The following is a 6775-nucleotide window of genomic DNA, read 5'->3' on the forward strand; positions in this document are numbered from 1 at the left end:
GGCCGGCAAGCTGCGTGGCGTTGAAGCGGGCAAGCGCCACCAGCGCTTCGGCCTTCACCGGGTTCTGCTTGTGAGGCATGGTAGACGAGCCGCCACCGCCGGAAAGTTTGATCTCGGTTCCATCTTGCGCCATCAGAGCGATGTCCTGGCCGAATTTGCCGAGGCTGCCGGTCAGCAGCGATAACCAACCGGCAAAATCAGCGAGCGCGTCGCGCTGGTTCTGCCATTGCGGTGCGTCGCCAAGACCAAGCCTGACGGCCAGGGCTGCGCGCACCGCTTTCCCTTTGTCGCCTAGTTTTTCCAGTGTGCCGGCGGCACCGCCGAACTGCACCACCAGCAGGCATCTCGACTGTTCCGGCAGCTTTTCCTGGTGCCGTTGCAGCGGCCCCTGCCACGCTGCCACACGATCATGCACTTTGATCTGAATCGCCTTCTGCATACGCGTCATGCCGGTCAGCGCCCTGCCGCCAAAACGCTCTTCGAGCGAGGCGAGGCGCATGACGGTTTCGGTCAACAGCAGATCGAGATGCTCGACGACGGGTTTCAGCCGAAGCATCAGGCCCGTGTCGACGACGTCTTGGCTGGTCGCGCCGAAATGCACTTTCTGGCCATGCGGTTCGCCGACCGCCGCCCTGATCTGGCGCACCAACTCCGGCACCATGACGCCGTCTTTGGCGACCCCGGCTCGCAGCAGAGCCGTGTTCGGCCGGAACGTGCCAAGCGCCGCCACGATCGCTGCCTCGGCATCTTTGGAGATTATCCCGTTATCGGCCTCCGCTTGCGACAGCGCCTGTTCAAAGGCCAACATGGCCTCGATTTCCGCCTCGACGGAAAAATGCCTCGCCGCTTCTTCGTCGCCGAGAAGAGCGGAGAGCAGCGGATGGTCGAAAGGCGATACAGTCATGTCACAGGCCTCCTGAGCATCAGCTGTCGAAGAAGACCGTTTCCTTCTCCCCCTGGAGATGGACGTCGAAGACATACATATCGCCTTGGCGCTCGGCGATCAGCGTCGGCACGCGAAGGCGGTGCTCGACCCGCGCAAAGATCGGATCTTCAGCATTGGCCTTTTCCTCATCGGAAAAATACAGTCTTGTGTGCAGGCCGAGATTGATGCCGCGGGCGACGATCCAGAGCGTGATATGCGGCGCCATCAGGCGACCATCGTTGAACGGGACGCGGCCAGGCTTGATCGTCTCGAACGCACACAGGCCGGTGTCCATGTCGGTCGGGCAACGGCCCCAGCCGAAGAAGTTGGGATCGGCCGTGCCGCGCGGTTCTGCCGGCGAATTGTAGAGCCCGTCGGCATCCGCCTGCCAGATCTCGATCAGCGCATCCTTGAGCGGCGTGCCGGTGCCGTCGAGCACCCGGATGCGCAGGCCGATGCGCTCGCCCTTGGTCTTGTCGTTGACCATGGTCGCGCCGAGGTCGGTCGGGTAGACGCCGCCGATGCCACCGAAATTGGGCGTCAGCCCGATATGAACGTAGGGTCCGGCGGTCTGCGAGGGGCTCTCCCTGAGCCGGTCGAGCGACTGGGCCATCAATTGCCCTCCAGCCTGTTTTCGAACCGCGACGCGCGGCGCCCGCGCAGAACGATGTCGAACTTGTAGGCGCGCGCGTCGAAGGGGATCGTCGCTTGCATGTCGAGCGTTGCGATCAGCGTCTCAATGGCCGCCTTGTCGGGGATGCCGCGCACGATCGGGCAGCGCCAGATCAGCGGATCGCCCTCGAAATACATTTGCGTGATCAGCCGCTGCGCAAAGCCGTGGCCAAAGACAGAGAAATGGATGTGCGAAGGCCGCCAGTCGTTCGGCCCGTTCGGCCAGGGATAGGGACCGGGCTTGACGGTACGAAACGCATAGAAGCCATCCTCGCCTGTAATAGTTCGGCCACAACCGCCAAAATTCGGATCGAGTGGCGCCAGATAGCCATCCCTCTTATGGCGATAGCGGCCACCGGCATTGGCCTGCCAGAACTCAAGCAGCGCGCCGGGCACGCCAACGCCGCGTTCGTCGAGCACCCGCCCATAGACGAGGATGCGCTCACCGAGCGCGCTCTCGCCGGGCCTGGCGAAATTGTGGATCAGGTCGGCGTCGAGTTCGCCGAGCATGGCGTGACCGAAGACCGGGCCTGCAATCTCCGATAGCGTGTTGTCGAACGACAGCGGCGCCTTTTGCGGTGAGCGCAGCACCGAGGTTTTATAGTTCGGCGTCAGAGCCGGCGGATGCCATGTCCGGTCGCGCTGGAAGAAGGCGCCGGTCTCGGGCCTCCGGGTCGAGCCGGACTCAGCGGGCATTCTGGCTCTCGTCCATTTCCGAAAACACCTCCTTGGCGATCTTGAAGGCACGGTTGGCGGCCGGCACGCCGGCATAGATGGCGACATGCAGGAACGCCTCGCAGATGTCGTCGCGCGACGCACCGGTGTTGGCGGTGGCGCGCACATGCATGGCGACCTCCTCATCATGGCCGAGTGCGGCCAGCAGCGCCAGCGTGACGATCGAACGCTCACGCTTGGTGAAGCCCGGCCGCGCCCACACGGTTCCCCAGGCAGCCTCGGTGATCAGCTCCTGGAAAGGCTGGTCGAAATCGGTGGCGGCGATTTCGGCCCGGTCGACATGCCGGTCGCCGAGTACCGAGCGCCGCACCGCAAGCCCCTTGCGATATCTGGCTGCGTCGCCGGGGGCTTCATCCATGGGTTGCTGTCCCAGGGGCAAGCGACGCGATAAAACTGCGGATCAGGGCGACCAGCGCTTCAGGTTGTTCGACGCAAGGAATGTGTCCGGCGTCGCGGATGATCTCGAAGCGCGCGGCGGGGATCAGCTCGGCCAGCGAGCGGACGAGATCGGGCGGCGTCGAGCCATCCTGGTCGCCCCCGACACAGAGTGTCGGCACCGCGATGCGGCGTGCGGCATCGGTGAAATCGGCATCGCGAACGGCAGCGCAGGTCCCGATGTAACCGGCGAGCGCTTGCCTGGTCATCATGTTCCTATAGCCGTCGAGCTCGGCCACACGCGCTGCGTGGAAGGCGGGGGTGAACCACATTTTGAGCACGCCATCGGCAATCGCCTGGATGCCCTTGCTTTCGACCGTTGCGATGCGTGTGTTCCAGCTGTCCGTCGTGCCGATCTTGTGCGCCGTGTCGCAAAGGATCAGGCCTTCGACGATTTCAGGTCGCCTGGCATAGAGCCCCTGCGCGATCATGCCGCCGACCGACAGGCCGCACAGCACGACTTTGCTCAATTCGAAATGATCGATGAGGGCCGAGAGATCATCGACATGATCGTCGATCGACCTGATGTCGCCGATGTCGGACAGCCCGTGACCGCGCTTGTCATAGACCAGCAGCGGCATTTCACCATCGAGCGCCGAGACAATTTCGTCCCAGATCCGGAAGTCGGTGCCCAGTGAATTGATGAATATGATAGGGCGCGCATTGCCGCTCGCCTTGATGTGGCGATGGTGCAGCGTGATGCCGCCGATGGTGAGGAATGGCACGGTTTCGGTCCTCCGCCCCCACATTGCACAAGGCGTTTGGTTCGGTAAAATGATATTTTGCGTCGTTTCATTAACTCATGGGTTATTAATTCATGTCCGAGAGCCGGATCCGGTTCCGCCATTTGCAGGCATTCCTGGAGGTCGCGCGGCAGGGAAGCGTGGCACGAGCGGCTGACTTGCTGCATGTCAGCCCGCCGGCAGTGACCAAGACATTGCGCGAGCTGGAAGGGGCGCTGGGGGTTGCGGTGGTCGAGCGCGACGGCCGTGGCATCCGACTGACGCGCATTGGCGAGATCTTTCTTCGCCATGCCGGAACGGCGATCACGGCACTCAAGCAAGGCGTCGATTCTGTCCGCCAGGACGGAGCGGTCAGCCGGCACCCGATCCGCATCGGTGCGCTGCCGACAGTGTCGGCGCGGGTGATACCGCTCGCCATGGGCCTGTTCCTCGAGGAGGACACAGGTGCGGCGATCAAGATCGTCACCGGCGAGAACGCCGTGCTGCTCGAACAGTTGCGCACCGGAGCGCTCGATCTCGTCGTCGGAAGGCTGGCGGCGCCGGAAAACATGACCGGCTTCTTCTTCGAGCACCTCTATTCTGAACCGGTGCTGTTCGTGGTGCGAGCCGGACATCCGCTGCTCGATCCGGGACAGGATGTGTTCGCACGGCTCGACGAATTCCCGATGCTGATGCCGACGCGGGAATCGGTCATCCGCCCCTTCGTCGACCGCCTGTTCATCACCAACGGCATGACGGCGCCGGCAACCGAGATCGAAACCGTTTCAGACTCCTTCGGCCGCGCCTTCCTGCGGCAAAGCAATGCCGTCTGGATCATTTCGGCTGGCGTCGTTGCCAATGAACTCGGCAGCGGCGCCTTCGTCGCCCTGCCGGTCAACACCGAGGAAACCAAGGGACCGGTCGGCCTGACCATGCGGACCGACACCGCGCCCTCGCCGGCCTTTTCCATCCTGCTGCAGACCATCCGCGAAGCGGCAAGGCAAAGCGGCTGATGCGTCAGGCTGTGCGGGATCGTCATCGGCAGAAGGCAGTCGGGTCGAGGTCGAAGACCCGTCCCGGATTGAGGATGTTTCTCGGGTCAAGCGCTGAGCGACGTCGTCCGTGTCCGTCGGCAATGTAAAACAGGACAATCGTCCTGTATCGATCACGATGGATCGTGATCGATACCGGAGAGTTGTCTTACTGAAGCTTGGCTTGCAGCGCGTTGACATCGTCGGTGGTCATTTCACCGTCCGTTGCCACCTTGCCGTCGACGATCTTCCACAGGCGGAACGGGCCGGTGATGTCGCCATATTTGTCGAAGGCGACAGGGCCGATGACACCTTCATAGCGGATCGGCTTGCCGTCCTTGATCAGGCCGAGCGCCTTGGCGAACTCTTCCTTGCCGGCAAAGATCGGCGTGCCGGCCGGATCGACGGCCTTGTACATCGCATCCTTGATCTTGGCCGGATCCTCAGAACCGGCAATGGCGATGGCCAGACCAACAATCGCGCCGGCGTCATAGGAGCGGTCGGCCGCCGGATTGGTCGGTTCGATGCCGGAGAATTCCTTGTAGTTCTTGGTGAAATACTCCGTCGAGGCCGTCGGGCTGGTGCCGGAGGACGTGCCGTAGGCTTCCTTCAGATAGTCGGCGCCGACGGACTCGATGAAATCAGGGCTGTTCATGCCGTCATTGAGCAGGAATTTCTGCACGCCGCCCTGCGAGATCCAGGTACGGGCGACCGTAGCGCCGTCGACCGGCGTGCTGACGAGGTAAAGACCGTCCGGTTCGCCGGCCATTGCCGCCGTGACTTCCGAGGCATAGCTCGACTGCTTCTCATTGTAGGGCGTGTCGGAGACGATGGTGCCGCCGAGCGCTTTGTAGGCACGTGAGAATTCGGCCACCATGTTGACGCCGAAATCGTTGTTGACATGGATGATCGACAGCTTCTTGAAACCCTTGTCGACGGCGTATTTGGCGGCGGCGACGCCCTGCAGCGCATCCGAGGTGATGGTGCGGAAGAAGATGCCGTTGGTCTTGCCGTCGCGGCCGAGCGCGGTCAGCGTCGGCGAGGACGAAGCCGGCGAGACCTGGACGATCTTGGCTGGTGCGGTGACCGAAGTCAGGATCGGGATCGACACCGAGGAGATGATGCCGCCGATGATGACCGGCACCTTCTTGACCTGAACCAGCTGGGTGGCGGCGTCAACGGCGACGTTGCCCTGGCTCTGGCTGTCGCGCGTGTCGGTGACGAGATCGCAGCCGCGCACACCGCCGGCTCCGTTGATGTCGCGGAAGGCCATCTCGACCGACTTGGCGCCGGCCTGGCCGTATTCGCCGGCCGGGCCGGTCAGCTCCATGACGAGGCCGACGGTGATCTTGCAATCGGCGGCTTGCGCAGCACCCGCCATCGTGACGAGGGCGAGCGCGGTGGTGAGTTGGAGTATCGTCTTTGTCATTGTTGTTCCCCTTTCGTTACTCGACTGTATTTGAATTCTGGAGCCTGTTCAGCGTTCCGGCACCTGCAGCCAGGTCTCATGCAGATGTCGCCATTCAACGCCGTTGGGCGCCGATGAACTGGTGGTGAAGACGGCACTGGACTGGCGGCGGCTGTGCTTGCCTGCGCGCAGCTGCGCTTCGACATAGAGGACGACGATGGTATCGGCGTCCTGCCAGCCGGGCCGGATGTCCTCGATCGAAATGGCAAAACCATCGTCGCAGGAAGCGCGGCTTGCGCGGACATGATCGATGACCGCTTCGCGGTCGAGGATCTGCCCGTCCGGCGCCACCATGCTGAGGTCTTTGCCCATGGCGCGTTCGAAGCGGCCGAAGTCCACCGTGTTGGCGCGCGCAGCGACGAACCAGTCGACGAAGAAGCGGTGCAGGTCGATGATTTCGGCGCTGGCGCGTGAAAACAGGGAGGGCTCGTCGCTCATTTCTTCCCCGCATTGAGGTTGTAGTGCATGATCGAGCCGTGACGGCCGTGACGGTCGCGCTCCAGCGTGTAGACGTCGCCCTCGAGACCGGTGCCTTGCGCGATGACAGCGGCAATCCGCGCCCGGTCTTCGGCGTCGAGCGCAACGTCCATGATCTTTGCATTGGCCAGCGCATGCGCCTGGTTGCGGGCGCCGACGATGACGGCCGCCACTTGCGGCTGCTCCAGCACCCAGGCGCTGGCGATGGTGGCGATGTCGACGCCGTGGCGGTCGCCAACGGCCTTCAGCGCCTGAAGCAGGTGCTGGAAAAGGCCCCAGCCGCCGAAATCGTCGATGATCAGCTTGTATT

Annotated in this window: 9 protein-coding genes; 1 reads left to right on the top strand and 8 read right to left on the bottom strand. The window is 63.2% G+C overall.

Annotated features, from left to right (window positions below; genetic code table 11):
- From EN984_RS17160 to pcaD, 5 genes are all read right to left on the bottom strand, one after another.
- The coding region (locus EN984_RS17160; protein ID WP_127383844.1) for a 3-carboxy-cis,cis-muconate cycloisomerase at positions 1–904 on the bottom strand (904 nt) is incomplete at its 3' end.
- A 19-nt stretch (positions 905–923) separates the two neighbouring features.
- Positions 924–1538: a protocatechuate 3,4-dioxygenase subunit alpha gene (gene pcaG / locus EN984_RS17165; protein WP_127266581.1), complete on the bottom strand. Its 615-nt coding sequence runs from the start codon at positions 1536–1538 to the stop codon at positions 924–926.
- Positions 1538–2293, bottom strand: coding sequence for a protocatechuate 3,4-dioxygenase subunit beta (gene pcaH / locus EN984_RS17170; protein WP_127266582.1), 756 nt, complete (start codon positions 2291–2293; stop codon positions 1538–1540). Before pcaH ends, pcaG begins: the two co-directional genes overlap by 1 nt.
- Positions 2283–2690: a 4-carboxymuconolactone decarboxylase gene (gene pcaC, locus EN984_RS17175; RefSeq protein ID WP_127266583.1), complete on the bottom strand. Its 408-nt coding sequence runs from the start codon at positions 2688–2690 to the stop codon at positions 2283–2285. Before pcaC ends, pcaH begins: the two co-directional genes overlap by 11 nt.
- Positions 2683–3492: a 3-oxoadipate enol-lactonase gene (gene pcaD / locus EN984_RS17180; RefSeq protein ID WP_127266584.1), complete on the bottom strand. Its 810-nt coding sequence runs from the start codon at positions 3490–3492 to the stop codon at positions 2683–2685. Before pcaD ends, pcaC begins: the two co-directional genes overlap by 8 nt.
- Before the next feature lie 92 nt (positions 3493–3584).
- On the opposite strand from pcaD, the gene pcaQ reads away from it, so the two are divergent.
- Positions 3585–4502 (top strand): pca operon transcription factor PcaQ, encoded by a 918-nt coding sequence (gene pcaQ / locus EN984_RS17185; RefSeq protein ID WP_127266585.1) that lies wholly within the window; start codon positions 3585–3587, stop codon positions 4500–4502.
- A gap of 187 nt (positions 4503–4689) precedes the next feature.
- Here pcaQ and EN984_RS17190 read toward each other — a convergent pair whose 3' ends face one another.
- From EN984_RS17190 to EN984_RS17200, 3 genes are all read right to left on the bottom strand, one after another.
- Entirely contained in the window at positions 4690–5949 is a 1260-nt protein-coding gene (locus EN984_RS17190; RefSeq protein ID WP_127266586.1) for an ABC transporter substrate-binding protein, read from the bottom strand.
- Positions 5950–5997: 48 nt separating this feature from the next.
- A complete protein-coding gene (locus EN984_RS17195) occupies positions 5998–6426 on the bottom strand; it encodes a DUF4440 domain-containing protein (protein ID WP_127266587.1) in 429 nt (142 codons plus the stop codon).
- Positions 6423–6775: aldo/keto reductase (locus tag EN984_RS17200; protein WP_206517436.1), on the bottom strand; the 353-nt coding region annotated here is incomplete at its 5' end. The genes EN984_RS17195 and EN984_RS17200, both read right to left, overlap by 4 nt.

The organism is Mesorhizobium sp. M7A.F.Ca.CA.004.12.1.1 (assembly GCF_003997835.1).
GTDB lineage: Bacteria > Pseudomonadota > Alphaproteobacteria > Rhizobiales > Rhizobiaceae > Mesorhizobium.

Bases quoted from the DNA above. Each gene is read 5' to 3' on its own strand.
- pcaQ (WP_127266585.1), top strand. From the start codon at position 3,585: ATGTCCGAGAGCCGGATCCGGTTCCGCCATTTGCAGGCATTCCTGGAG.
- pcaC (WP_127266583.1), bottom strand. From the start codon at position 2,690: ATGGATGAAGCCCCCGGCGACGCAGCCAGATATCGCAAGGGGCTTGCG.
- EN984_RS17190 (WP_127266586.1), bottom strand. From the start codon at position 5,949: ATGACAAAGACGATACTCCAACTCACCACCGCGCTCGCCCTCGTCACG.
- pcaG (WP_127266581.1), bottom strand. From the start codon at position 1,538: ATGGCCCAGTCGCTCGACCGGCTCAGGGAGAGCCCCTCGCAGACCGCC.
- pcaH (WP_127266582.1), bottom strand. From the start codon at position 2,293: ATGCCCGCTGAGTCCGGCTCGACCCGGAGGCCCGAGACCGGCGCCTTC.
- EN984_RS17195 (WP_127266587.1), bottom strand. From the start codon at position 6,426: ATGAGCGACGAGCCCTCCCTGTTTTCACGCGCCAGCGCCGAAATCATC.